The organism is Paenibacillus durus ATCC 35681 (assembly GCF_000993825.1).
Taxonomy (GTDB): Bacteria; Bacillota; Bacilli; order Paenibacillales; family Paenibacillaceae; genus Paenibacillus_AQ; species Paenibacillus_AQ durus_B.
Genome location: NZ_CP011114.1, coordinates 4,960,174 through 4,984,794, shown reverse-complemented (window position 1 = coordinate 4,984,794; position 24,621 = coordinate 4,960,174). Strand labels below are relative to the sequence as shown.

Here is a 24,621-nt window from a genome sequence, read left to right as displayed (position 1 = left end):
CCCTTCCGCATCAACCTGTGGGTGACGGCCATAAAGGCCGTACGCCCCTTTTCCTTATTTCTCGTCTGTACGATTGCACGCCGGATCAACTGCATTTTCAGTGAAATCCAATTATTCCGGGAGGTGGGCGGCATGGACAAGCGATTGTTCGTGATCGCGCGCGACGACTGGTCGCTGCACCGCAAGGGAGAAATCGACCAGGAGCGTCACAAGCGCAAAGTAAAGGAAGCGATTCGTGAAAATCTCGCCGACCTTGTCAGCGAAGAGTCGATTATCATGCCCCAGGGCGATAAAGTGATCAAGGTTCCGATCCGCAGCCTGGATGAGCCGAAGTTCCGCTACAATACCCAGGACAAGCCGCAGGTTGGACAGGGGCAGGGCGGCACGCAAGTCGGCGATATTATCGGCAGAGCCGGAGAAGGCGATGCGGCGGGGCCGGGCAAGGGACGCGAAGCGGGCGATCAGCCGGGGGCCGATTATTATGAAGCGGAGCTGACGATTGACGAACTCGCCGAGCTCGTGTTCGAGGATTTGAAGCTGCCGAAGCTGAAGCCTAAGGCTGCTCCCGACCTGACCGTCGAAGACGTCCGGTTCGAGGACGTTCGCAAGCAGGGCATGATCTCGAATGTTGACAAAAAGCGCACGCTGTTCGAAGCGATCAAGCGTCAGGCGCTAAGCGGCGGACTGCCAGGAGCGGCAGGTGCGGCGGCGTGGTTGGAATCCGGCGACGATTACGGCGGCTATGACGCGGACGCCGGGAGCGGGAATGCCGGAGCCGTTCCGGCTCCGGGTACGAATGATCTCGCCGGAACGGCGGCGCGGCTCGGACTAACTCTTGGACTGCACTCGGCGGAAAGCGCCGGTTACATCCCGGACTCCGGCGCGTCAGTCCCGGTCCTTGGCCCGATTATCGGCGACGATCTGCGGTTCAAGACATGGGAGGATATCCGAAAACCCCAGTCTTCGGCCGTTGTGCTCGCCATGATGGATACGTCGGGCTCAATGGGCAGCTTCGAGAAGTACGTGGCCCGCAGCTTTTTCTTCTGGATGGTCCGCTTCCTGCGGACGAAGTACGAGAATGTGCAGATCCGGTTCCTGTCTCACTGCACAGAGGCGAAAGAAGTGGACGAGGATTCCTTCTTCCGCAAAGGAGAGAGCGGCGGAACGAAATGTTCCTCGGTATATGAACTTGCGCTTGCGATTCTGGATGCGGACTATCCCCCGGGCCAGTTTAACGCCTACGCCTTCCACTTCTCGGACGGGGATAATCTTGACAGCGATAATCCCGTAACCGTGAAGCTGGCGGGCGATCTGCTGGAGAAGGTCAACATGCTGGGCTACGGTGAAATCCGGCAGCATATCTACGGCAGCAAGCGGCTCTGGGAATCGCTCGCGAGCCTGAATTCCCCCGCCTTTGTCCAGGCGATTCTGAAGGAAAAGGAAGATGTGTTCAAGACGCTGAAGGCGTTCTTCGGCGACGAGGTGGCGGCAAGTTAAAGGCATGGCAATCTCTTACGTCAGGAGGAGGCGGCACTTATGATCGATCAAGAGGCGGAACAGCTGGAAGAAGCGGCGGAGCGCTTGACGGAGCTTGCGCTGGAGAATGGGCTCGATTTCTTTCCGATGCGCTATCAGGTATGCCCGGCCGAGGTGCTGTACTCCATCGGCGCATACGGCATGCCGACCCGGTTCACGCATTGGAGCTTCGGTAAAGCCTACCAGCGAATGAAGACGGAATACGACCATGGCCTGAGCAAAATTTACGAGCTGGTAATTAACTCCGATCCCTGCTATGCGTTTCTGCTGGACAGTAATACGCTGCTGCAGAACAAGCTGATTGTGGCGCATGTGCTGGGGCACAGCGATTTCTTCAAAAATAACGCCATGTTCGCAGGCACCGACCGGCAGATGGTTGAACGCATGGCTGTATTCGCCGACCGCATCGAGCGGTTCAGCCATGAATACGGCTCGGATGAAGTCGAAGCCTTTCTGGATGCGGGCATCGCCATTCAGGAGCATGTTGATCCATTCGTGCGGTTCGGCCGAGCCGAAGGCTTCCGGGAAGCGGACGGCGGAGTGAAGGATGTGATCGGCTATATCGCGGGGCACAGCCGGTATCTGGAGGAATGGCAGAGGGAAATTCTGTATATGCTCCGCGCTGAAATGCTCTATTTCTGGCCGCAGATGGAGACGAAGATTATGAACGAGGGCTGGGCCAGCTACTGGCATCTGAAGCTCGTCCGCGAGCTTGACCTCAGCGACTCAGAAATTGTTGAGTTTGCCAAAATGAATGCAGGCGTCATCCAGCCTTCCCCAGGACGGATCAACCCGTACTATCTGGGCCTCATGATGTTGCGGCATATCGAGAAAAAGGAAGGGCTTAAAGCGCTTTTTGAAATCCGGGAGACGGAGTCGGACGTATCATTCATCCGCAACTATCTGACGAAAGAGCTGGCGGAAGAGATGGATCTCTTCGTCTTCAAGCAGGAGGAGCGGGTATACAAAGTAACGGCCAAGGACGTCGCCGAAATCAAGGATAATCTGATCCGTTCGCGGACCAACGGCGGCTTCCCCTACTTGACGGTCAAGGACGACGACCTGCACGGCCGGGGCGAGCTGCTGCTCGACAACCGGTATGAAGGACTGGAGCTTGACCGGAAATATGTTGAACGCACCCTTCCGCTCGTTCACCGGCTGTGGGGCCGGAACGTGCATTTGCGGACTGTTGTGGACGGACAGGAAAAGACGTATGTATACGACGGCAAGCAGCTCGCGGGATAAGAGAAGCCGCTGACAAAATGGGGGTGTTCCAGAAGTGATATGCTCCCCATACAGTAGACAGTTGAAATAATAAAAACTTGTTGCTGTGAGGGGAGCATTTTTCATGCTAAAACCACCATATCAAGCTGCACAGAAACTCATGATCCTACAAGAAATGGAAAGTGGGCAGATGAGCATCAGGGCAGCTGCGAGAGGATGATTTTGGTGGGAAGTCTAGGATGGTAACGGTGTCTTCATCCAATCTTTTTGTTGTCCCAGAGCCAAAAAAGTGAGGCAGCCTCTCAGGTCACTTCATTACCTTTTGGGATACCCCCGTTCGGGACGCCCCGCTGTTGAGATGTACTGCTGCGAGCATGGTGCGTACTTCTTGACGCTCCAAAATCAAGGGATGGGGCCACGCTGCTGTGATTGAAGTTCAGTGTCTGGAAATTGGGCAAAAAGTGCAGGTTTTTTTAAATCCAAATCTTTCATACATAGAGAAATCCTGAATTTATGCAGGAATTTAAGGCCGTATCAACTGAATACAAGACTGAACACAGGAAAAAACTGTATATTCGCAGGTATGTGATACAACGGATGTTCTCACGCGGCCAAAAGATGCACAATTTCAGGCTTTCTGCATGATCCGCTTCATCGTCGCACCTGGATTCTCTGAATAACGGACCGTCCCCCGTCTTTCCCCCGCCTGATTCCCGCCTCAAAAATAAAGGGCGCTGCCGCGGCCATTTCCATGGCTTAAGGAACACCCTCATTTTTGATATTTACAGTCGTTTAAACAAGGCAACGATCTCGTCGATTACCAGCTGAGGTTTTTCGAATTGTACGTAATGGCCTGTGGCCGGAGAGACCACATGACGGCTGTAATCCGACAAAGTCGCTAAGTCATCCTGCAACCCAGCCCAGATTTCGTCTATCTCAGGGCCAAGACCGTGATCCGTAGCCGAAATTACGGTCAGCGGCACATTCCGCAGATTATCATGTTCACGTGTGTCCGCAGCTTGTTGCATGCTTTTGAATTGAACCTGCCCTTGTGTTACAAGGCCATACGGTCACGAAGCACCGGAGAGTATACAATTAGTGTAAAATGTTGGAACCCCTAAGTCTAGTGCTATTTCATATTTTTGTATATTAAGTACTATTATGTTATTTATTTGCAATAGCCAAAAAATAAAGCATACTGCCGAAAAGACAGTACGCCTTAGAGAACAATCCATATGTGATCCTTATCCCCTTGTTCCTGCAAAAATCAGACAACCGAAGGTTCGCCCTTGAATACCGGCAGCCGCTCCTCCTCGATCTTGTAAATATCATTCCACAAGCCGTCAGCCGAGGCGCTGGAATCATACAGCTGCTCATAGGTGAACCCGGCGCTGCGGAAAATATCAACGATTTTGTACGCAACGTCCAGATGCCATTCCGGCAGCGGCGACCGATGGCCCTCATATTCCGAGCCGAGATTCGGAATCCAGGCCCCGGCATAGGCGATTACCCCCTGGGAGGCCAGATATTTCACGCCTTCCAGCGTGGATTTCTTGGTCTCCATGCCGCCGACGAAGTTGGAGCGGACACGGCCATGTCCGAAGACGACCGCAGCCCGTTCCAGCGCTTTCACCCAATGATCCCAGCCGCCGCAGTGAATCACCTTTCCGGGGCAGACCGAATTAAAAATATTTTTGTCCCATATCTCAAGGTTCATGGCTATCGTGCGGTAGCCAGCATCTTTGTAACGCTCAAGGATGCTAAGATCGAGCGGCGCGCCGATTACGGCCGTGCCGTTGAAGTCCTGAAGCCCGGTATGCTCCTGTATCGCCTCCGCCACGTCGAAGTAATAATCAATCTCCCGCCGCTCGGGGATAAATCCTCCGCTGATTGTAATATGCTTCGCTCCCTCTTGGTAAGCGACCGCAGCGGTTTCGCCAATCTGGCGCGGGTATTTCCAGCTTACGCCATGCTCCTCCCCATACGTATCATGCGTATAGTTGATATTGCAATATTTGCAGTCATGCCCGGTTTCCTTCAGAAAGCACTCGTTGCTGTAGGAGACGAATATAGCGCCCTCCCCGTTGTGAGTCGCAACCTGATTCATATTGGCGCCGTCCGACGTTTTCAGGCTGTAGTACTTGGGGCGCTTTTTCAGGCTTACCGGAAACAGTTCCTTGCGCTCATGGTACAGGATGAACTGGTTCCCCTCTTTGCGCAGCTTGTAAGGAGACCGGTCGTTCCAGCGGTAGCCCACCCGCAGTCCCCCTGGAGTATAGAAGCACACCGGCAGAACAACACCCGTATGATTATGCAGATTGTAATCGAACAGCGTCTGGATTTGTTCCTGGTATTTATCTCCGAGCTCCACCCCTTCAAAAATGGCAGGGTCAGCGTTTATCCCCTCAACCTGGCAGGCGTTCTTGATGGCAAGCTCCTCATGCAGCCGATTTTTCAAATCGCTCATTGGTATGCATCTCCTTTATTTTTTATTGAATAGTCACTTTGTCCGGAAAAGCTTCCTTTAATCCTTCCAGGGCCAGCTTGTCGTCAAGCTTGAAATCCTGCTCGATATAGCCGTTGGCCACACTCCATTCCTTGATCTCCTTCAACTGGTCATAATCCTCCTGATTGAAACGGACATCAAATTCCCATTCATTCTTAATTTCCCGCAGCGCGTTATCCTTTGGAATTTTCACCTCTTTGAATGCCAACTCGGCAGCCTCTTCCGGATGATCGGCAATATACTTAGAAGCTTCCGCCAGCGCCTTGTTCAGTCCCGCCGAGATTTGAGGATTATCCTTGACCAGAGCTGCTTTTGCGACTAAAAATCCCTTCGTCCGAATGTTGATTGCGGATAGATCGTTAAGGGCTTTGGAGCCCTCCACCTTCTCCGCCTTGTCAAAGAACGCGGTGCCGAACCAGGCAGCCTGTATATCGCCTCTGTCATAGGCGGCCAGGATCTCTGCCGTGGATTGCAGCGGGACGAGAGTCACATCCTTCTTGTCGATATGGAACGTCTCAAAATACTTGCCCCAAATGTACTCGTTCACCGTCCCTTTTTGTACGCCCAGCTTCTTGCCGATCAAATCCTCGGGCCTACTAATCCCGTCTCTGGCGAACAGTTTCGAACTGGTCTCTTTCGGCGAGGAGAATAGGGACAGCACCTTTAAGTCTCCCTTCGACAGCGCGCTGAGGGCCGCATAATCCATCGCTTCCCCGACGTCCACCCGATCGGTCAGCACCGCATTGAGTGTGTCAATCCCAAAGGAAAATGTCGATATTTCAGCATCGATTCCATTTTTCTCAAATAGCCCCTGCTCCTTGGCTACCCGAAATTGCAGCGAGAACAAAGAGGAGTCTCCCCCGATGCGGACTTTCTGCAGCTTGGCTCCATCCGCCGTCTCTTCCGACTTTGCCTTGACGTCTCCGCAGCCTGACAATGAAATCATGATTCCCATTAACAACACTGCTCCAGCGACTGCTTTCCAAACCCGGCTTTGCTTGCTTTTCACTTGTCCTGTCCCCCCACGATTACTTTTGAAATTTACTTTCCACATCTTTTTACTTTCCAAACCTTGTTTCTTTGGCAATTCCATAGCGCCCCAGCGTCGTCTTCCCCATCCAGCGCAGCAGTTGGTCCCCGGCAAAGCCCATTAATCCCAGCAGCAGAAGTCCGACGAAAATCCAGTCCGTCTTGGAGTACAGCCGCGAGGTCCAGATCAGATAACCGACTCCCTCATTGGCAGCTATCATCTCCGCCCCAACAATGGCCATGAATGAATTCCCCATAGCCAGCCGGACCCCGTTGAAAAAGGCGGGAACGACAGCAGGAATAATGACATGGATCAAAATCTGCCGCTCCGAGGCGCCCAGCGACCGTGCCGACCGGATTTTGTCATCCTCCACATTCACTACGCCCGCCGCCGTATTCAACACGACAATGAACAGCGTCGCATACATGATAAGAATGATCTTCGACTGCTCTCCAATTCCAAACCACAGAATAAACAGGGTAATAAAGGCGAGCGCCGGAATGAACCGGAAGAAGTTCAGATAAGGCTCGACCAGTTCCCGCAGCCACCTGAACCTGCCAATCAAGAGGCCCGCCGGGATGCCCAGCAGACTCCCCAGCAGCCATCCGAGCACCACCCGCTTAAAGCTGATTAAGACGTAAGAGATCAGTGAATTGTCGTTGAGGAGTTCGACCGCCCCCTGCAAAGTCTGGATCGGAGTCGGAAAATAGTCCGGATTCGAGTTCATGGCAACCAGCTGCCACACGACCAGGAATAGCAGCCAGGAAATAAGGCCCGCCTTCAATCCTTTCCGAACATAACGCATCGTATGTTTGTCTCCTTTCAGAGTGGCTTATAAATGAAAATACAGATCGTCCTGGAAGATACTTTGCAGCTTTTTCTGCATCAAATTGAATTCCCGCGAGGTTATGTCACGGGGATACTCAAGACGGTTATCCATAATTTCGAACACGCGCGAGTCCGGACCTATGGACATAATGCCGATTCGGCCCCCGAGCAGCACCGCCTCCTGAATATCATGCGTTACGAATATGACCGTCTTCTTGGTCTCCGTCCATATCCGCACCAGCTCATCCTGCATAACCCTGCGGGTGAATGCATCCAAAGCCCCCAGAGGTTCATCCATCAGCAAAAGCTCCGGGTCATTCGCGAGCACCCTCGCGATCTGAACCCGCTGCTTCATGCCGCCCGACAGCTCACGAGGAAATTTGCGCTCATGTCCCGTTAGTCCAGCCAGTTCGATATACCGGTCGGAGACGGCCTTGCGTTCTCCGCGGCTCACCCCCTGCATGCGCAGGCCGAATTCGATGTTCTCCCGGACATTCAGCCAAGGGAACAGGGAAGCATCCGGATGCTGAAAGACCATAGCCCGCTCCTTACCGGGCCGGTCAATGGTCTTTCCGTCCACGAGCAATTCGCCTTCGGTCTGCTTCTCAAAACCGGCGATCAGGTTAAGCAATGTTGACTTGCCGCAGCCGCTGGGACCCAGTAGGATAAAAAACTCCCCCCTCTGGATATTCAGATCGACATCTTTCAGCACCTGATAGCGAACCGCCCCCTTGCCGCTGCCGGATACAAAAGATTTGCCAAGCTGCCGGATCGAAATGATCGGCTGCCGGGCACTCTCCTCTGGGGAAGCCTCGGTTATCGCGTCCGTGGAGATCAATGGATAGCGGGACATCTGCATTACTCCTCTCATTAAATTAAGATAAAGCTGCGGTGCCGGCCTCTGGTGAAACACAAAAGGCCGTTTCTTTCCTCTGGAAGAAGAAAGAATACGGCCTGCGGCTGTCCGCTCAACTTTAATTTAAGAATTGCTTTGATTTCACCAAATTATATAATCCCGAGTTGCTTGATAGGATTATATTGTTTTGCGTTTATTACGTCAATCTCCTTATTTGGAAATCCCGAATATTTCTATTATATTGTTACAATTTTGTGTTTGGGTTTGGCCTCGCGGATCGGCGGACGTATCCGGCATTCACGTACTTATTCAAAAGGATGAATAGAAGGTGAACTATAGAGGTATATACACTAGTTTAACTTTAGGCGTAAACTAAACCTAAAACTATTATTATCTGGAATTATAAGAAGTGAAGCGTTGAACCGAGGGAAACTTAACATAGCGGCAACCCCCAAAAAAGAGGTGAACTAAACATTGACTGACAGCAAACGATTGTCCGTTGTGATTATCACACAGAACGAGGAAGAGAAGATTGAGCAGGCCATTCTCTCCTGCCGTCCCTTTGCGGACGATATCGTCGTCGTCGATGGAGGCAGCACCGACGGAACGGTTCTCATTGCGAAGCGGCTCGGCTGTACCGTCTACCATAATCCCTGGCCGGGATATGCCAAACAGCGCATATTCGGGGCAGATCATGCGCCCAGCAACTGGATCTTTTTTATCGACTCGGATGAGGAGGTAAGCGAAGAGCTCCAGAAGTCGCTAATAGGCTGGAAAAAGGAGCCGGAGAATGAGGTAAAGGCTTATACAGTTTACCGGATCGGCGATTTTCTCGGCAGATGGATGCCAAAGGGCGAGCATCTCGTGAGACTATACAAAAAAGACGAAGTGCGGATGAAGGACGTCCTCGTGCACGAAGGCCCGGATGTCGATCCCGCCGCAGTCCCTTGTTTGGATGGAACACTCTGGCATCACGGCTACCGCAGCATTCAGGACCATGTACAGCGCTTCAACAAGTACACCGATCTCGAAGCCCGAAAGGATTATGACCAGGGAAAAACCTTCAGTCTGATAAGGCTTCTGTTCAGGCCCCCCGCCAAGCTGGTCTACACCCTGTTCGTCCGCAAAATGATTACGAAAGGGATTGCCGGCTTCAGCGTCGCCTTTTTCTGGATGTATTATGAGTTTCTCAAGGAAATCAAGCTTTATGAACTTTACGGCCGGGAAAAAAAACGCGAGAAGCCGGTCTATGTCATCGAAAGCGAGAAACGCCCAGTTTAAAGGAGGGGAACCTCGTGCGTATTCTTCATATCGCCAATCATGTGAAGGAATCGGGTAATGGAATCGTCAACGTTATGGTCGACCTGGCTTGCGAACAAGCAGCAAGAAATCATCAGGTGTGCATCGTATCGGCGGGCGGACAGTATGAAGAGCTTATTGCCAGGTACAACATCCGGCATTACTATCTGGACCAGACAAGAAAGCCCGCTAAGCTGATGCGGGCTGTTTTTAATTTCAGACGGGTGGTCGCGGACTTCTCTCCCGATATCATCCATGCGCATATGATGACCGGAGCGATACTCGCCCGCTATCTGAAAGGCTTCCGTAAATACAAGGTTGTGACTCATGTTCATAACGAGTTTCAAAAAAGCGCGGACTACATGAAAGTTGGCGACAGAGTGATCGCCGTCAGTCAAGCGGTTTCCGAGGCCATGGCTGGCCGGGGTGTCGGCAAGGACAAGCTTCGCGTCATTCTGAACGGCACTATTGGAAGCCCGCGTGATTCTGATCCCAGTCCCATCCCCTTGGAAGGGCGGGCCATCATCACGGTTGCCGGCATGTACGAGCGTAAAGGGATCTCCGATCTCATCGGCGCCTTCGATCTTCTTGCGAGCGACCATCCGCAAGCAAGGCTCTATATCGTAGGCGACGGGCCGGATCGGGCCAAGTTCGAGGAACGGGCTGCCGCCTCGCCTTTTTCCGGCAGAATCCGGTTCGCAGGCTTTCAGGCCGAGAGCCGCCGGTGGATGAAAGCTGCGGATGTATTCGTCCTGGCTTCCCATAAGGAACCGTTCGGGCTTGTGCTGATCGAGGCCCGGGAATCGGGCTGCGCCATCGTCGCCACAGACGTGGACGGCATCCCCGAAGCACTGGATTATGGAGAAGCGGGAATCCTGGTTCCGCCCCGGGACGCCAAGGCGCTCTCCGCAGCAATCGGGGAGCTCCTCTCCAATGAGACCAAGCGTCAGCACTACCGCACCCGGGCCGGGGCAGGACTGGACTATTACCGCGTGGGGCGCGTGGCGGAAGAAATGCTTGGGGTTTACGATGAACTGCTACCTGGAGCGTCCGTACTCGCAGGGGCTGCGGGTAACAAGTGAGGTAGGAGATTGAGAGTGAAAAACAACCAACCCGCTGCTATAGCGGGTTGGTTGTTGGGATTCAGGTGGTAGTATACTTCTCCTATGCATGCTTAAGCGAGATATAATCGGTGCTGAATACTATCCCGCGCTCCTTAAGCTCCTCGCCCACCCCGATGCCGATCCGGCAAAGTTTTGTTCACGACCCGGAAGCGCAGGCACCGCCCTGATCCTGGCTATGGCATCCTGTATTGTAACCGGAGGGAACTTCACAGAGGCCAATCCTCTTCAGATGTTCCGCATCGAAACCCGCAAGAACCTGATCGCCGATATTCATAAGCGGGCGCTTAATCAGGATGGGGTTACTGCATAACAACTCCAGCGTCTCCTCCCGGGAAAGGGCTCCCGGAATGACCTGACCCGATTTGACCGCAGGGGCGTTCGGGTTGAACCAATCTTTCAGCTCCAAATCTGCAAGATAAGGCTGCAGCGTCTTGGGTGTCCACTCCGTACTCAGCAGCGACCGTTCCTCCAGCGTATGACCGTTACTTTCCAGCAGCGCCTTTTGGCGGGCCGCTCCCATACAACCGGGTTTGGTATAGAAAATGATATGCGCCATTCATGTACCTCCTTAAGATGGAATGATTATATCCATAATAAGGCAACCCCTCTATGCTGGCAATGAATCTCTTTACAAAATAATAGAAGGGAACACCCTGCTGGCACCAGGTTTAGCGGTCGGCCTGTTAAATGAGGCGGTGCTGGTACCATTTTTTGCCGAGGAACCGTTTGAGAAAAATCCCGCCCCGCACGGCCCATTCACAGTCCATCGCAAGCCAGACGCCAAGAACGCCTAAGTCCAGAACAATGCCCAAAATATAACCAAGCACGACGCGGAACAGCCACATGGACAGCATGGAGACGATCGAGGTAAACTTGGAATCGCCCGCCGCCCGAAGCCCTGAAGGAACAATAAAGCTAATAGACCAGAGTGGAATTTGGAGAATGGTATTAATTAGTACAATCAGGAAAATATCGTCCACAATTTCAGCCGGAGGGTGAAACATCGACACAAGCGGCTCAAAGAATGGCAAAATCAACAACCCTGTAAGCACAAAGGACAGCGACGATGCCACAATAAAGGATTTGATGAACTTTCTCGCATCTTTAACATCCCCCCGCCCCATGCATTGGCCGACCACCGTAATAATAGTCAAAGCCAGTGCATTCGCGGGAATTTGCATAACCCCGGCAAAAGCGGCCCCAATCGCATTGGCGGCTATCGCGTACGTGCCTAAGCTTACGATAAAGATTTGGGTCAAAATCTTGCCCCCGTTAAAAAACATTTGCTCCGCCGCAAACGGAAAGCCGATGAACATAATTTTTTTCAACATGGATAGATTGAGTGACAGGATGTCGCGGAGCTTGATTTGCAGATTGCTGTCCAGCCGGAACAAATAGTAGAGGGCGCAAAACGCCGCTAAATACCGGGCTATATTAAGGGATATACTCATACCGAGAACGCCCATATGCAGCAAATTAATAAATACGAGATTTAAGAGGACGTAAATCAGATTCATAATCAGCGACAGAAAGAGCGAAGCTCGCGTACTGCCGATTCCCCGAAGGGCCCCGCACACCGCTTCCACAACCGCAATCCCTAAGAATGAGATACTGCTGCCGATCAAATAGGTCCTGCCGTTGGCCATAACATCCGGCGCCGCCGCCCCGAACAACAGGTTAAGCAGAGGGCCGTGAAACAGCACCCCGAACAACCCGACGCAAAGCGCCAACAGAGACACGGAGGATACCGCACCAGCCGTCGCCTTCGAGACCATAGCATCGTTACCGCTCCCTTTATACTGGGCTACTACAACCGTTCCGCCTGTCGCAACGGCGATAAATACACTAAGCAAAAAGATGTTAATCGAGTCGATCATATTCACCGCGCTAATCGCCGCCACTCCAGCCGAGCTGATCATGGCCGTGTTCACGAGATTAAGCCCTACCACAAAGGCCTGGTCAATCAAAATCGGAATAAATAGCGCGATCATCTGGCGGTAGTCTATGGATTGTCCGGAGAAATATTTTTCAAGTAAGCCCTGCTTTACGTTCACATTAGGCTGTATCATATGTCTTCACTTCTCTCCCAATAAACTTTATCCCCTAAAAAAAGAAAAAGGCTCTTCATAATTGAAGAGCTGCTGCTAAGAGCTTGGACTGCATCGTCATATATCTATCTTATATGCGGTCGAGAGGACTCGAACCTCCACGGGGGGTTAGCCCACACGGACCTGAACCGTGCGCGTCTGCCAATTCCGCCACGACCGCGTATGAATACAAAAATAATACAGCCACAAAAAGTAATATAACATGAATTGATTGAGAGGACAACAATAATTTTATTTTATTGGCCGCCGGAACGAGCGCCGCCTTTTTCCCGCCCCGGAAGCTATCCCGCCAATCCAGGTCAAGCACCGGATTTTCGGCAGCTTGCTGCCGCAAGGTTCATTATCAAAGCTTTATAGACTTAATCTCGTCTTCAGTGAGACCGGTCGCCTTGGCAATTGTAGCAATGTCCAAGCCCATAGCGAGCATATTCTTGGCCACATCTTTTTTGCCTTTATATATTCCTTCCGCAATACCCGCCGACTTTGCCCCCTCAATCATGGAAGCTTCATCATGCAAATATTTCTGTCTGGCCTCATACAATCGTCTGGCTTCCGAATCCTGGCTCAAATATTGCAGGGTGTCCATCGCCTTCTCCAACCCAGGCTCATTCATCTTCAGCACCTCCCAATAGGATGTATCGGCACCTTTCAGAAACAACAGCCAATTAATCAACCCGCCTTCAGATGGAATTATACGTTCATCCAGCTTCAGCAGCTCTAAGAAATGAACCTCAATATCATCGATCAGAGATATCCCTGTCCGGTCCTCTCGCAGATGAAAGACATTATGATATTGATCGTTCTTCAGAAACGAATAATTTAAAATGTTGATCGTCACGCATTTTTTCAACTCGGGATACTTGTCGCCTTCCTTGAGCTGACCAGCATAGCGTTTACTCCAGTAAAACAGCGTCCGCTTCTCGATATCGTATTTATTAAAAAGCTGCATCTCAATATCAATTAGCTTGCCTTCTGAGGTCTTGGCGTAAACATCGAAGATGGACTGTTTGTCGAGCGGATCGTCTTTGTCCGTGTATGGATTCATCAAGATAATCTCGGTCAGCGGCGGCTCACCGGCTTCGGTAAAGATGCGGTTCAAAAATACCAGCAGCACATCCTTGTTGTTCTCGCTGCCAAAAATTCTTTTAAATACAAAATCCACACGCGGGTCCAGCAAATCCATCGGCATCAGCTCCATTCGTTATTATTATATCATTTTTCGTAATTAGTTACTTCAATTGGCTGTGCTTCCCGTGATTATTGGAGTCTGCTCCGTTGACTAGTTGCATCACTTTCTCATGACACTCTCTCACCTTTGCCGTATCCAATCCCGCCCGGAGCAGCGCTCTTCCGCTTCAGCTCGGCCATCAGCACCCCTAGTAGAATCAATGCGGCTCCAACATAACCTCTCAAGGGCAGTAGTTCGTTCGCGAACAGGTAAGCGAATATTGCGGCAAAAACGGGCTCCAGCGAGAACACAAGTCCCGTATGCGCTGGTGTGGTATATTTTTGCGCGATGGACTGAACGATATAGCCGATTGCGCTGCATACGACGCTTAGCATCAGGATCGATACCCAGCCCCTAGTTGACTCTGGAAGCCGGGGATGTTCGAACATGAACGAGAATGCCAGGCCGAAGCCGGCCGCGAATCCTAATTGCAGAATTCCCAGATTCAGAGTGTCCGCAATCTTCGCCGCCGCTCCCGTCACCAGAATATGGGCAGCGTACAGCAGGGCAGCCAGGATGCACAATAGATCCCCAGGCTTTATACTCATCGGACCGCTGATCGTGAGCAGCCCGATACCGATAAGCGCCGAGCAAGCGCCCGCGATCAGCTTTGCTTCCGGCTTCTGCTTCAGTACAATCGCAGACAATGCCGGAACGAAGATTACCGTCAAGCTGGCAAGAAATCCTGCATTGGACGTCGAAGTGCTTCCAAGACCGAAGATAACGGAGGCAGATACGGCAAATAGGAGAAAGCCTAGTATAAAGGAATACATTAGCGTTATCTTGTCCGTCGAGCGCAACCGCTTGAACCATATGGCCGCACACAGCATAAACGCCAAACCGAATCGAAGAGCGACCAGATTGAACGGGGATACGGAATCCAGTCCGTTCTTCATAAACAGATAAGACGAGCCCCAGCTCATCGTTACGAGCATCATCAGCAAATCGGCGTTTCTTGGCTTCATTCATTCCATCCCCTTTGTGTTCTGGCGAAATCGTTAGGGAAGTCCGCCTTCCGGATCGGCACTGGACGTATCCCGAATCTAAGGGTAGTATATAACTGAACAAAGGATAAATAAAATGAATGTTTATAATTATATAATTGAATAATATTCATGAAAAAGAGGCGGTATTTATGAGCTTGATCAAATACGAAGTCTTCCAGAAAATTGTTGAGCTGGGGAGTCTCACCCGTGCGGCTGAAGCGCTGGGACTTACCCAGTCCGCAGTCAGTCATGCCATCAGCAGCCTTGAAGATGAGTTCGGCTTCGTTCTGCTGATCCGCAATCGGACGGGCGTCCGGTTGACGCTAAATGGTGAACGGGTGCTGAAGCATATTCGGAGTCTGCTGAACTGTGACGAACAGCTTAAACAGGAGATCGCCGCGATTAAGGGGGTAGAAGCCGGGACCATCCGTATCGGCACATTCTCCAGCGTCTCTATCAACTGGCTGCCGGGAATCATCCGCAGCTTCCGGCAGGAGCATCCGCTGATCGAAGTAAAGCTTATTAACGGCGATTACGATGAGATCGAAGACTGGCTAAAAAACGGGGAGATCGACTTCGGCTTCATGTCCTTGCCGGCTTTGGACAGCTTTGAGGTCATTCCTCTGTGGATGGACCGAATGGTCTGTATCGTACCCAAGCAGCATCCGCTTAGCGGAAGCAAGCGCATATCCTATGCTCAGATCGAGCAAGAGTCATTCATCATGCCGACGAAGGGCTGCGATCAGGACGTCAGACGCGTGCTCAGCAAGCTTCCGCATCAGCCGCGAGTTCAGTTCGAGGCAGGGGATGATTATGCCATTATCGCCATGGTAGAGAACGGACTCGGCATCAGTATTATCTCCGAGATGATTCTGAGCAGCCGGGGCCACCAGGTCTCCATGCTGGAACTTGAGGCTCCCAGCTCCCGGTCGCTCGGAATCGTCATCCCTTCCATGAAGCATGCTTCCCCTGCGACGAGTAAATTCATCGAACGGACTAAGCTCTGGGTGGACCATTGGAGGCTGCCTGGCGAAGAGTTTCCGCAGGGCGAACTCCATCCGTAGCGTAATTCAGGCTTCCCATTGCCTCAAAAGTTGAAATTGTCGGGGTCCGGCCCCCAGCGGGCATTACGGTTCAGCGCATCGATGATTCTCATATCTTCCTCAGCAAGCTCAAAATCAAAGATGTCGGCATTCTCCCGAATCCGGCTGTCATGAACCGATTTGGGAATGGTCACAATCCCGTGCTGCAAATCCCAGCGGAGGATGATTTGCGCAGGAGTTTTGCTGTATTTTCTGCCCAGCTCCCAAAGCACTGGAATGTTTAACTGCCCCCGGATCAGCGGGGCCCAGGCCTCGATTTGAATGCCGTTGTCCCGGCAAAAATCGCGCAGTCTTTCCTGCGACAGCAGCGGATGCAGCTCCACCTGATTGACCATCGGTACGGTCTCATAATTTTGCATGATGGCGTTTAAATGTTGCTCATGGCAGTTGCATACCCCAATGGCGCGCACATAGCCTTCCCGGTATAATTTTTCAAAAGCCCTCCAGGCTTCCAGATACTTTCCTCTCGCGGGCCAATGGATCAGATAGAGATCAATGTACTCAAGACCGAGCCTTTTTCTGCTGTTCTCAAATGCTTGAAGCGTCGTTTCGTAGCCCTGGTTGGTATTCCAGACTTTTGTCGTGACGAACAGCTCTTGCCGCGGTACACCGCTTGCCCTAATCGCCCTTCCCACTCCGTCTTCATTAAAATAGGCTTCCGCCGTATCGATGCTTCGATAGCCCGCGCGCAGTGCGGACAGCACCGACTGCTCCACCTGGCGACCGTCCTCAACTTGATATACACCAAACCCCAAGCGCGGCATTTTCACCCCGTTATGGAGCGTTACGGTATCCGTAATTTTGTTCATATGCTCAACATCCTTTCCATTGATATGTTTAAATATGGTGTCTGGCCTGCTCCCGCCACAGATTTGGCAGATCCGGCTGATGGATCAGGGGACGCGAGATGGCAAAATATTCGATGTCCGTCGTATTCAATATTTCTTCCATCACGGCCGGTGTTCGGTTCAGCCCAACCAATATAACGGGAACCTGGACATCCTTTGCAATGAGCGCCGCATCGTCTCTAAGCACGGATTCCTTGTAAGGAAACGATCGGCTTGGCATGAACGGACCGTATCCCCCGCTGATTTCAATTCCGTCTATGCCCCGGTCGGCGAGCTGCTTGCACAAATAGCGGCATGACGCAAACACCTCATCGTCTCCATCCAAATCGGTACTGTTCAACTTGATGAACACACCGAAATCTTCGCCCGCCCGTCTCCTTATTTCATCGTAAATCTCTACAATCAGTCTCGTTCTGTTCTCCAGGCTCCCGCCGTATTCATCCTGCCTGCCGTTCTTGCTCGGACTAAGAAGCTGGCTCAGAAAATACCTGTGGCCCGCATGAATTTGCACCCCGTCGAAGCCGGCCCGTTTCGCCCGCAGCGCACTCTCCCCAAAGGGCTTAACAATAGCTTTGATTTCTTCGGTCGACGGGGCATCCGCTGTCCACATTTCACCGTCTTTGGCGGCATATGCAAGCTGAATGATGATCGGGCAGTCATTGGCATGCGCGATATCCGTCATTTTCCGGTACTCCGGAATAAAAGAGTCATCATAGAACCCCATCATTCCGTGCAAATACTTCGAGTCTTCGGTAATATAAGCAACCCCGGTAATGATCAGTCCGACGCCTCCTTCGGCGAGATCTTGATACACCTTGATGACTTCATCCGTCAGGTGACCGGACTTATCCGCCAACCCCTCATGAGTAGCGGACCGGATCAATCGGTTTTTTAGTTGAATGCCGTTAATGCGGGTCTCATCGAACAGAGTTTTCATCGTCGATATTCGCTGCTCCTTTCGATTAATGCTTGCCTGATGCTATAGAATTTAAAACCTGCAGCGTTTGCTCAGCGTCCAATGACACCTTTTATTATAAAAAGAAAACCTTGTGTTCCGTAGCATAATACTCGTTGTTTATTGCCTATTCCTTCACGGTTCAATATAATTGTATAAGCTTGTTACGAACGATACCTACTAAATGGAAAAGAGGATGGGAATGGACGTGCAGGAGACAGATAGCGAGGTAAAAGAGAAGCAGCAGGAACTGGCGAGATGCATCGATCGGCTGGTGCGTACAGACGGAACGCATCCAACCGCCATTCCATCGCTGCGCTTGATCCGCACATCGACCGTATCAGAGCCGCTGCATACGGTCCATGAGCCGTCTTTATGCGTGATCGCACAGGGGTCGAAATTGCTTGCTCTGGCGCAGGAAACCTTTAAGTACGATCCGGCATCCTATATGATTGCCTCCGTGCATCTTCCGGTGTGCGGCCAGATTATTCAGGCTTCCGAGGATTCTCCCTTTCTGGGCATCCAGCTTGGCATAAGCACCGATCAGGTGCTCGATATGATGAAAGAAACGAGTTCGGCATGGCGCGGGAAAATCAGCTCCGGACGGGGAATTTCGGTCAGCAAAACCAAGCCGCTGCTGCTTGACGTCATTATAAGATTGGTTCGCCTGCTGGAAATGCCGCAGGATATCCCTGTGCTTGCGCCGCTGACCATCCGTGAAATTCTGTATCGGGTACTGCAGGATGAACAGGGGGATCTCGTGAGACAGTTCGCCGTTATGGGCAGCCATGCGCAGTGCGTGGCTAGAGTCATTCAGCTTATCCACTCCGGTTATGATCAGCCTCTGCGAATTGAAAAACTGGCCAAGGAGGTCAACATGAGCCCCTCGTCCCTTCATCAATATTTTAAAAAGGTAACGGCCATGAGTCCGATCCAATACCAAAAGCAGCTCCGCTTGCAGGAGGCCCGCCGCCTGCTCATCTCCGAGTCCATAGATGCAACGCACGCCGCCTACAAAGTCGGTTACGAAAGCCCCTCCCAGTTCAGCCGCGAGTATGCGCGTATGTTCGGACGGCCTCCAAAAAACGATGTCAAGCAGCTTCAGGATTCGCTATATGAAAAGCAGTCTTGACCTATGGCTTGCAGCACTCTGAATATGAGCATGCAGCAAACCCAGTACCATAGCGGCACTGGGTTTGTTTTTATATTATCGGGATGGCTAGCCCGCCAATTGCCTGCGAGACTGCAGCCCGTTAGATAGGATTGTCTAAAGTTAAGTTGTCTTGGCGGCGCGCTGCCGCCGGTATTCCAGGGCGGGCAGCCCGCCCCATCCCCAATTCTCCGGCTCGACCTCTTCGATAATGACGTAAGTGGAGTCAAGCGGCTTATTTAGGACATTAAGCAAAAGCTCGCTGGCGCCCTTGATGAGCGCGGCCTTCTCTTCGGCTGTAACCGACTGCCGGTCCGGCGCGGTGCCCTCACGGGTCACTTGGATGGTCACGATAGGCATGGTCATTCTCCTCTTAGTTTCAGATTTTCACCAGTGGCCGGCGTTTTGGCCGCCATCGACATGTAGAATCTCTCCGGTCACGAAGCTGGCCGATTCCAGGTACAGGATCGCTTCGACGATCTCTTGAACCTCGCCCATACGGCCCACTGGATGCAGCTTATTCAGAAAATCATGAGCCTCGACCGGATGCATCGGCGTTTTGATGACCCCCGGCGAGACCGCATTTACGCGAATGCCATTAGCCGCGTACTCGATCGCCAGCTCTTTGGTCGCGGAGTTCAGACCGCCTTTGGTCAAGGAGGCGAGCACGGCCGGCACCCCGGCGATCGGCTGGTCAACCAAGCTTGTCGTAATGTTAACGATGTGGCCCAAGCCCTGCTTTAGCATCTCGGTTACCGCACTCTGAGTGACATGAAAGAAGCCCGCGACATTGATTGACATAACCGAGGCAAAATCCGCTTCGGAGTATTCCGTGAACGGCTTGGCCACAAAGACCCCGGCATTGTTGATCAGCGTGTCGATACGCCCAAAGCGTGCCAACCCTTCGGCAATCACGCGCCCGGCCGTTTCAGGGTCCGCAATATCGCCGGCTACGCTGTGCACATGTTCTCCGGTAGGGTCGATTTCCCTCGCAGCCTCAGCCAGCGCCTGTTCGCGGCGGCCATTGATGACGACGTTCGCTCCCTGTTTCACGAATTCTATGGCCGTTTCTTTCCCGATCCCGCTGCTGCCGCCTGTAATCACTACTGCTTTTCCTGCTGCTTTTCCTTGAACACTCATTGGTTAGTCCCCCTCTAGTTATTCATCAATCTTTCTGCCAAAAAATCTTTGATCAAGCTGACGCTGACATCCAAATCCTCTTCGAGCGGAAAGTGCCCGGTATTAAGCAGATGAACTTCAACATCGTCCAAGTCCTGTTGGTAAGCGAGCGCGCCGTCCGGACCGAAGAAAATATCATTTTTTCCCCAGGCCACCAGCGCCGGCGGTTGATAGGTACGGAAAAATTCATGCCAGCTCGGATACTGCTTCAAATTGTTCTGGTAATCATAGAAGAGCGCCAGTTGGATGTCGCTATTGCCGGGGCGATCCAGTACGAATTGATCTACATTCCATGTATCCGGGCTGATCGTCTCTGGGTTGCGGGTGCCGTTCACATATTGATACTTCGTGATTTCAGGCGTCAGCAAGCCGAGGATGTTGTTTCGATTCGTCTCATCGGCGGGATTCTGCCAATAGGCCCGGATCGGGTCCCACGCGGACAATAGCCCTTCTTCATAGGCGTTGCCATTTTGCGAGATGATCGCTTGAATCCGTTCCGGATGCATTACCGCCAATCGGAAGCCGACGGGCGCGCCGTAGTCGTGGACATAGATGCTGTATTTTTTTAAGTTTAGCTGTTCCACAAAGGAATTCATCAATTTTGCGATATTATCAAAGCTGTATTCAAACTCGGACATGGACGGCTGATCGCTGTTGCCAAAGCCGGGATAGTCGGGTGCGATGATGTGGTATTGATCCGCGAGCCGCCCAATCAAGTTACGGTACATGTGGGACGAGGAAGGAAAGCCGTGAAGCAGCAGAATCGTCGGATGTTCTTCCTTTCCAGCCTCCCGATAAAAAATATGGATACCATCAACCTCTGCATACCTGTGTTTAACGCTCATTTTCATCTCACCTCATCATCATTTTATACATACAGGTCTGTATATATTAAGTGCGGCAACGCCTCTGACGATCCGCATCGACAATTGTTATTATACATACAGGTCTGTCTATTTTCAAGCTCTTTTTTTAACATTTTTATTCCCCCACAGAGATGCCCTTTCCGGTCAGAATACAGCTGCCGCGTCACTCAAGACGTTTGCGAATCGGCATGAAACGGACTATAATTAGACTGATCTGTATAATTTGAATCAAATCCCAGAATGGAGGACATACCAGCATGAGAAAAAGCAAAAAAGAACATATTCTCCAAGTTGCCTCCGACCTTTTCAATAAACAAGGAATCCGTGCAACCGGTGTAGACCAAGTCGTCGCCGAGTCGCAAGTAGCCAAAATGACGCTGTATAACCATTTTCCATCCAAGGAAGAACTGGTCCTGGCCTATCTGATGCGACAGGATGAGCAATGGCGGGAATGGTTCGAGCGCAGCGTCAACAAGCGGGGATCAACTCCCATAGAAAAAATGCTCGCCGTATTCGACGTGCTGGGCGAATGGTTTGTGGAACCGAACTTCAACGGGTGCGCTTTTATCAAGACGGCCTCGGAGTATGCGGAACACTCCCACCCCTACTATGAGGCGGCTCAGCAGTATAAGACCTATATGCGCGATTTTCTCGGGACACTGGTAAAAGAGGCCGAAGCCGCAAAGCCCGACGCCCTAACAAACGGACTGTATTTGCTCGTGGAAGGTGCCATTACGATTGCCATGCTGCAAACCGATCTTCATGCGGCGCAGCATGCCCGCGAGACCGCTCAATTAATAATTGAGCATTTGGTGTGATCACACCGTTGCCTAACCTTTATTTACGCGGAAAAGACACCCATCTTGGTGTCTTTTTCTGTTCCTTACTTATAAAAGCTTCTCTGAGGTTCAATAGACTCATTGGATTTTTTAATTCTGCCTTTACCATGAGGTATACACATAGGAGATCCATAAAGAGGATCTTTCACGATTTCACAATTTAATTGAAATACATCTTTTACTAACGCTTCTGTAATCACATGTTCCGGCTGACCTTGTGCATACACTTGCTGATCCTTAATAGCCACAATGTTATGCGCATATCGGCAAGCCAGGTTCAAGTCGTGTAAAACCATGATGATCGTCCGATGTTCCTCCTCATTCAGATCATACAGCAGGTCTAAGATTTCGATTTGATGCGTCATATCCAAATAGGTTGTAGGCTCATCCAGCAAAATAATGTCGGTGTCTTGTGCCAGAGTCATCGTAATCCAGGCTCTCTGCCGCTGTCCCCCCGACAGCGAATCAACGGAACGATCGGCGAATGCTGCTAAATTTGTATCCTCCAATGCCTTCTGTACTTTCTGCTCATCCTCTTGAGACCACTGTTTCAGCCAATTTTGATGCGGATACCGCCCCTGCCTAACGAGTTGATGCACGGTTAATCCCTCCGGCGCAATAGGCCCTTGGGGGAGAATAGCCAGTCGCTTGGCCACTTCTTTGGTTGGCATGGAGGAGATCTTCTGCCCATCCAACACGATCGCGCCCCTTAGCGGCTTCAATAAACGAGCCAAGGATCGAAGCAGCGTAGACTTGCCGCAGCCGTTGCTGCCGACAAATACAGTGATTTCACCTTTGGGCAGCTTTAAATTCAAGCCGTTTATAATCGATTTTTCTCTATAGGCCAATGTTAAATCCTTCGTTTCCAAAGCAGTCATTTTTTTCACTCCTTCTTAAACATGGCGATTGCGATACAGCAAATATATAAAAAACGGAGCCCCTATCCCCGACACGAAAACACCGGCAGGCAAATCGAGCGGAAGAAAAGCTGTTCTGGCTACAACATCGGCCAAAACCACGATGAGTCCTCCGATTAGAGCCGACACAGGCACCAAACTGGCGAATGACCGGCCCACCAGTTTTCTTGCGATATGAGGCGCAATCAATCCCACGAAGGCTATTCCGCCTGCAAATGCTACGGCAGAACCAGCTAAAGCCACACTAACAAAGAGCAACATAAAGCGATCCATTTGCACTTTTGTCCCTAAGCCAAGAGCCACTTCATCTCCCAGTTCCTGTACATTTACTTTTCGGGATAAGATCAATGAAAGCGGAACAAATACCAATACCCAAGGCAGCATGGAATAAACATTGTTCCAATTCGCTCCATAGACGCTCCCGGTCAACCAAATATACGCTTCACTCGTAGAGTATGAAGGGCTTAAAACGATCATCATTGTTACAATTCCACCCGTTGCCGCCTGGACTCCAATTCCAATCAGTACAAGCCGAATCGGGGTAACCCCGCCTTTCCAAGCCAAAAAATAAATCAGGAGAGAAGTCAATCCAGCGCCTATTATTGCTGCTACCGGTATCCAATGTATACTTAGCTCTGAAAAGAAAGTAATCACCAAAATGGCAGCTACTGCTGCTCCGCCAGTTATTCCGATAATATCGGGAGATGCCAGCGGATTTCGTACGATCCCTTGTAAAATAAGCCCCGAAACACCCAAGGAAATGCCAACAAGAAATGAAAGAACGATTCTAGGGAGTCTAAGCGTCTCAATAACAAAAGTATGCTCCTCATTCCCCATCCCCAGAAGATGTTGAATGACTTCCCAAGGATTGATCATGGTGCTCCCAACGGATAATCCTATAACAACTAATAACAGCCATACACAAAACAAGCCGATGATAACCACAACTGATTTATGATCAATTAAAAAAGAAATGGTTCCTGAACGATTGCGTATCGTCGTATGTTTCTTCATTACTTAGTGCCCCCCCTCCGTGCCATATAGATGAAAAATGGAGCTCCAAGCATAGCTGTCATCACACCAATCGGCATTTCCTCAGGCATTATGACAAATCTTGCTCCTACATCAGCCAATAATAATAAGCTGGCACCGTAGATTGCACTGTAAGGGATAATCCATCGATAATCGATACCGACAAGAAAACGAACAATATGAGGAACAATTAAACCTATAAATCCGATGAAACCGCCCACCGCAACTGATCCTCCAGCTAACATCACAATAGCAGTTCCCATTAAGAGTTTAACTAATAGGACTTGCTGTCCCAATCCTTTAGCTATGTCTTCCCCTGAAGTTAAAATATTAATGGAATTCCCTAGAAACAGAGACAAAACGCCTGCCCCTATCATAAACGGCAAAACCGGCTGGAGCATATCCAACGATCTCCCCGAAACAGAACCTCCCAGCCAGAATAGAATGCCCTCTAAGTTCTGTTCATTAAGAACCAATAATCCTTGAGTGAATGAACCAAAGAGAGCAGTTAGCGCGGCTCCCGCCAATACAATCTTAATCGGTGATAAACCATCTCTTCCAAGAGAACCAAGCAAAAAAACCAGGATGGACGCCAGGCCTGCTCCCAGAAATGCAAACCACATTAAATGAATAAGAGAACTGACCGAGAATGAAACTGTAGCCAATACAACAAAAAATAAAGCACCTGCATTGATTCCAAAAATACTTGGAGAAGCCAGCGGATTCCTGGTTAGCGCCTGCAACAGCGCACCGGCAATGGCAAGACTGGCACCAATGACTGCTGCAATGACTGCCCTTGAAAGACGAGTAGTTGTAATGATGATATGTTCCGTTGATGTTTTATCAAATTGTATAAATGCCTCGATTACCTTTTTAATGGGTGTCGGTGTCTGACCAAATACCATACTGGACATAAAAGACGCCATTAAGATACATAGCCCGACCCAAAGGCCAAGTATCTTAAGCGAATTCCGGGGAAGTAACGGATCCATAAAAGTCACTCTTTT

The 24,621-nt window shown here is 50.9% G+C and carries 24 protein-coding genes and 1 tRNA gene; 7 read left to right on the top strand and 18 right to left on the bottom strand.

The window, feature by feature from the left end:
* Positions 1-132: 132 nt before the first annotated feature.
* Together VK70_RS23345 and VK70_RS23340 are read left to right on the top strand one after the other, a co-directional pair.
* Positions 133-1,497 (top strand): DUF444 family protein, encoded by a 1,365-nt coding sequence (locus VK70_RS23345; protein WP_025698790.1) that lies wholly within the window; start codon positions 133-135, stop codon positions 1,495-1,497.
* A 39-nt stretch (positions 1,498-1,536) separates the two neighbouring features.
* Positions 1,537-2,781, top strand: a complete 1,245-nt coding sequence (locus VK70_RS23340) for a SpoVR family protein (RefSeq protein WP_025698788.1) — start codon at positions 1,537-1,539, stop codon at positions 2,779-2,781.
* A gap of 761 nt (positions 2,782-3,542) precedes the next feature.
* Here the strand turns inward: VK70_RS23340 and VK70_RS23335 are convergent.
* From VK70_RS23335 to VK70_RS23315, 5 genes are all read right to left on the bottom strand, one after another.
* On the bottom strand, positions 3,543-3,788 hold the full coding sequence (locus VK70_RS23335) for an alpha/beta hydrolase (protein WP_025698786.1): 246 nt from the start codon (positions 3,786-3,788) through the stop codon (positions 3,543-3,545).
* Between the two features lie 239 nt (positions 3,789-4,027).
* The gene (locus VK70_RS23330; protein WP_025698785.1) at positions 4,028-5,227 is read right to left on the bottom strand and encodes a radical SAM protein; all 1,200 of its coding nucleotides are present in this window, start codon (positions 5,225-5,227) and stop codon (positions 4,028-4,030) included.
* A gap of 22 nt (positions 5,228-5,249) precedes the next feature.
* Positions 5,250-6,275, bottom strand: coding sequence for an ABC transporter substrate-binding protein (locus VK70_RS23325; protein ID WP_025698784.1), 1,026 nt, complete (start codon positions 6,273-6,275; stop codon positions 5,250-5,252).
* A 49-nt stretch (positions 6,276-6,324) separates the two neighbouring features.
* Entirely contained in the window at positions 6,325-7,101 is a 777-nt protein-coding gene (locus VK70_RS23320; RefSeq protein ID WP_025698782.1) for an ABC transporter permease, read from the bottom strand.
* Between the two features lie 27 nt (positions 7,102-7,128).
* Positions 7,129-7,977 (bottom strand): ABC transporter ATP-binding protein, encoded by an 849-nt coding sequence (locus tag VK70_RS23315; RefSeq protein ID WP_025698781.1) that lies wholly within the window; start codon positions 7,975-7,977, stop codon positions 7,129-7,131.
* A gap of 477 nt (positions 7,978-8,454) precedes the next feature.
* Here VK70_RS23315 and VK70_RS23310 point away from each other — a divergent pair, with 477 nt between their 5' ends.
* The gene (locus VK70_RS23310) at positions 8,455-9,261 is read left to right on the top strand and encodes a glycosyltransferase family 2 protein (RefSeq protein ID WP_025698780.1); all 807 of its coding nucleotides are present in this window, start codon (positions 8,455-8,457) and stop codon (positions 9,259-9,261) included.
* Positions 9,262-9,275: 14 nt separating this feature from the next.
* Entirely contained in the window at positions 9,276-10,361 is a 1,086-nt protein-coding gene (locus tag VK70_RS23305) for a glycosyltransferase family 4 protein (protein ID WP_025698778.1), read from the top strand.
* Positions 10,362-10,539: 178 nt separating this feature from the next.
* Here the strand turns inward: VK70_RS23305 and VK70_RS23300 are convergent, their stop codons facing one another.
* From VK70_RS23300 to VK70_RS23280, 5 genes are all read right to left on the bottom strand, one after another.
* Positions 10,540-10,959 (bottom strand): ArsC/Spx/MgsR family protein, encoded by a 420-nt coding sequence (locus VK70_RS23300; protein ID WP_046723807.1) that lies wholly within the window; start codon positions 10,957-10,959, stop codon positions 10,540-10,542.
* Between the two features lie 127 nt (positions 10,960-11,086).
* Positions 11,087-12,472, bottom strand: coding sequence for an MATE family efflux transporter (locus tag VK70_RS23295; protein ID WP_025699626.1), 1,386 nt, complete (start codon positions 12,470-12,472; stop codon positions 11,087-11,089).
* Positions 12,473-12,586: 114 nt separating this feature from the next.
* Positions 12,587-12,671 (bottom strand) — tRNA-Leu (locus VK70_RS23290).
* Positions 12,672-12,854: 183 nt separating this feature from the next.
* The gene (locus tag VK70_RS23285) at positions 12,855-13,694 is read right to left on the bottom strand and encodes an Rpn family recombination-promoting nuclease/putative transposase (RefSeq protein ID WP_025697458.1); all 840 of its coding nucleotides are present in this window, start codon (positions 13,692-13,694) and stop codon (positions 12,855-12,857) included.
* A gap of 113 nt (positions 13,695-13,807) precedes the next feature.
* Positions 13,808-14,704, bottom strand: coding sequence for a DMT family transporter (locus tag VK70_RS23280; protein ID WP_025697460.1), 897 nt, complete (start codon positions 14,702-14,704; stop codon positions 13,808-13,810).
* A 170-nt stretch (positions 14,705-14,874) separates the two neighbouring features.
* Between VK70_RS23280 and VK70_RS23275 the strand changes: the two genes are divergently transcribed.
* The gene (locus VK70_RS23275; protein ID WP_025697462.1) at positions 14,875-15,789 is read left to right on the top strand and encodes a LysR family transcriptional regulator; all 915 of its coding nucleotides are present in this window, start codon (positions 14,875-14,877) and stop codon (positions 15,787-15,789) included.
* A gap of 23 nt (positions 15,790-15,812) precedes the next feature.
* Here VK70_RS23275 and VK70_RS23270 read toward each other — a convergent pair whose 3' ends face one another.
* Both VK70_RS23270 and VK70_RS23265 read right to left on the bottom strand, forming a co-directional pair.
* On the bottom strand, positions 15,813-16,637 hold the full coding sequence (locus VK70_RS23270; protein ID WP_025697464.1) for an aldo/keto reductase: 825 nt from the start codon (positions 16,635-16,637) through the stop codon (positions 15,813-15,815).
* Positions 16,638-16,665: 28 nt separating this feature from the next.
* On the bottom strand, positions 16,666-17,613 hold the full coding sequence (locus VK70_RS23265) for an NADH:flavin oxidoreductase (RefSeq protein WP_025697466.1): 948 nt from the start codon (positions 17,611-17,613) through the stop codon (positions 16,666-16,668).
* Between the two features lie 220 nt (positions 17,614-17,833).
* Here VK70_RS23265 and VK70_RS23260 point away from each other — a divergent pair, with 220 nt between their 5' ends.
* Positions 17,834-18,763, top strand: a complete 930-nt coding sequence (locus VK70_RS23260) for an AraC family transcriptional regulator (protein WP_025697468.1) — start codon at positions 17,834-17,836, stop codon at positions 18,761-18,763.
* Positions 18,764-18,904: 141 nt separating this feature from the next.
* On the opposite strand, the gene VK70_RS23255 is transcribed toward VK70_RS23260, so the two are convergent.
* From VK70_RS23255 to VK70_RS23245, 3 genes are read right to left on the bottom strand one after another with little or no spacing between them, the layout of a single operon-like run.
* Positions 18,905-19,141 carry a tautomerase family protein gene (locus VK70_RS23255; protein ID WP_025697470.1) on the bottom strand — a complete coding sequence of 79 codons (237 nt, stop codon included), beginning with the start codon at positions 19,139-19,141 and terminating at the stop codon, positions 18,905-18,907.
* 27 nt (positions 19,142-19,168) lie between these two features.
* On the bottom strand, positions 19,169-19,921 hold the full coding sequence (locus VK70_RS23250) for an SDR family NAD(P)-dependent oxidoreductase (protein WP_025697471.1): 753 nt from the start codon (positions 19,919-19,921) through the stop codon (positions 19,169-19,171).
* Positions 19,922-19,935: 14 nt separating this feature from the next.
* A complete protein-coding gene (locus VK70_RS23245; RefSeq protein WP_025697472.1) occupies positions 19,936-20,805 on the bottom strand; it encodes an alpha/beta fold hydrolase in 870 nt (289 codons plus the stop codon).
* A gap of 278 nt (positions 20,806-21,083) precedes the next feature.
* Between VK70_RS23245 and VK70_RS23240 the strand changes: the two genes are divergently transcribed.
* Entirely contained in the window at positions 21,084-21,644 is a 561-nt protein-coding gene (locus VK70_RS23240; RefSeq protein WP_025697474.1) for a TetR/AcrR family transcriptional regulator, read from the top strand.
* Between the two features lie 65 nt (positions 21,645-21,709).
* Here the strand turns inward: VK70_RS23240 and VK70_RS23235 are convergent, their stop codons facing one another.
* From VK70_RS23235 to VK70_RS23225, 3 genes are read right to left on the bottom strand one after another with little or no spacing between them, the layout of a single operon-like run.
* On the bottom strand, positions 21,710-22,543 hold the full coding sequence (locus tag VK70_RS23235; protein ID WP_025697476.1) for an ABC transporter ATP-binding protein: 834 nt from the start codon (positions 22,541-22,543) through the stop codon (positions 21,710-21,712).
* Positions 22,544-22,558: 15 nt separating this feature from the next.
* Complete coding sequence (locus VK70_RS23230; RefSeq protein ID WP_025697478.1) at positions 22,559-23,596, bottom strand: FecCD family ABC transporter permease; 1,038 nt, start codon at positions 23,594-23,596, stop codon at positions 22,559-22,561.
* Positions 23,596-24,606 (bottom strand): FecCD family ABC transporter permease, encoded by a 1,011-nt coding sequence (locus VK70_RS23225; protein ID WP_025697480.1) that lies wholly within the window; start codon positions 24,604-24,606, stop codon positions 23,596-23,598. The genes VK70_RS23230 and VK70_RS23225 overlap by 1 nt, the downstream gene beginning before the upstream one ends.
* Between the last annotated feature and the right edge of the window lie 15 nt (positions 24,607-24,621).